At 71.5% G+C, this 1,707-nt stretch carries 1 protein-coding gene; it reads right to left on the reverse strand.

The window, feature by feature from the left end; translation table 11 throughout:
• The coding region (locus tag AOK03_RS39145; protein WP_157869217.1) for a MinD/ParA family ATP-binding protein at nucleotides 1–1,707 on the reverse strand (1,707 nt) is incomplete at both ends.

Genomic DNA, 1,707 nt, shown 5'->3' on the forward strand with positions numbered 1-1,707 from the left:
CTGCTGGGGCGGCTGGCCCTGCTGCGGGGGCTGGCCCTGCTGGGGCGGCTGGCCCTGCTGAGGTGGCTGCGTCTGCCATCCCTGCGGAGCACCCGGCTGCTGCGGATAGGGCTGCTGCCCGTGCTGCGGCGGCTGCGGCTGCGCCTGCTGGGGAGGCTGCGCCTGCTGGGGCGGCTGGGGCGGCTGAGGCTGCTGAGGAGCGTACGGCTGCGGCTGCCCCGAAGCGTACGGCTGAGGCTGCTGCTGCCCCGGCATCGGCGGAGCCAGATGCGGCGGCGGATTCCCGTCCGACGTCCACAGACCCTGCTGCTGCTGAGCCCGCGCGAAGTCCTCCGCGACCATCGCGGAAAGGTTGAAGTACGCCTCCCGCACCTTCGGCCGCATCATGTCGAGGTCGACCTCCGCGCCCGCGGCGAGGTGCTCGTCGAAGGGGATGACGACAACGCCCCGGCACCGCGTCTCGAAGTGCGACACGATGTCGTCGACCTTGATCATCTTGCCGGTCTCGCGCACACCGGAGATGACGGTGATGGACCGCGAGACGAGGTCGGCGTACCCGTGCGCGGACAGCCAGTCCAGCGTCGTCGACGCACTGCTCGCACCGTCCACGGACGGCGTCGAGATGATGATCAGCTGATCGGCGAGGTCGAGAACGCCCCGCATGGCGCTGTACAGCAGCCCCGTACCGGAGTCGGTCAGGATGATCGGGTACTGCTTCCCGAGTACGTCGATCGCGCGCCGGTAGTCCTCGTCGTTGAACGTGGTCGACACGGCCGGGTCGACGTCGTTGGCGATGATCTCGAGCCCGGACGGCGCCTGCGAGGTGAAGCGCCGGATGTCCATGTACGAGTTGATGTACGGGATCGCCTGGACGAGGTCACGAATGGTGGCCCCGGTCTCGCGCCGCACGCGCCGGCCGAGCGTACCGGCGTCGGGGTTGGCGTCGATCGCGAGGATCTTGTCCTGGCGCTCGGTGGCGAGGGTGGAGCCCAGCGCGGTGGTAGTGGTCGTCTTGCCGACGCCACCCTTGAGGCTGATGACGGCGATCCGGTAGCAGGAGAGCACGGGCGTCCGGATCAGCTCGAGCTTGCGCTGCCGCTCGGCCTCTTCCTTCTTGCCGCCGAGCTTGAACCGCGAACCGCCCGCGGGCCGGCTGCTCTTGGCCTTCTGCTTGTTGTTGCGCAGCAGCCGGTCGGAGGAGAGCTCGACGGCGGCGGTGTAACCGAGCGGGGCCCCGGGGTTCGTACGCTCCCGCTGATCGTGCTGCACGGCTTGCGGCCAGGCGGCGCCGGTACGGGGGTCGATGGGCCCCTGCGCCTGCTGGGCCTGGGGCTGCTGTGCCTGCTGCGGAGCCTGGGGCTGGACCGGGGGCTGGGCCTGGGCCTGGCCGGGCACCTGAGGCTGAGGCTGCTGCTGGGGCGCGTGCGGCTGGGGTGCCTGGGGCTGCGGGGCCTGCGGCTGCGGGGCCTGCGGCTGCTGGTTCTGATTCTGGTTCGGAAGAGGCTGAGCCCCCGGAACGGCCTGCTGCCCGGGAACCTGCGGCTGCCCCGGGAACGGCTGCCCCGGCTGAATCGGTTGCCCCGGCTGAACCGGCTGCTGGCCGTGTGGCGCGGGCGCCTGCGGGAACCCGTAGCCACCACCCTGACCGGGCGCTTCAGGAGCGACCGGAGTGACCGGAGCAACCGGAGCGGCGGGCGCAGGCGCGGG

The sequence above is a fragment of the Streptomyces atriruber genome, from assembly GCF_001418325.1.
Taxonomy (GTDB): domain Bacteria; phylum Actinomycetota; class Actinomycetes; order Streptomycetales; family Streptomycetaceae; genus Streptomyces; species Streptomyces atriruber.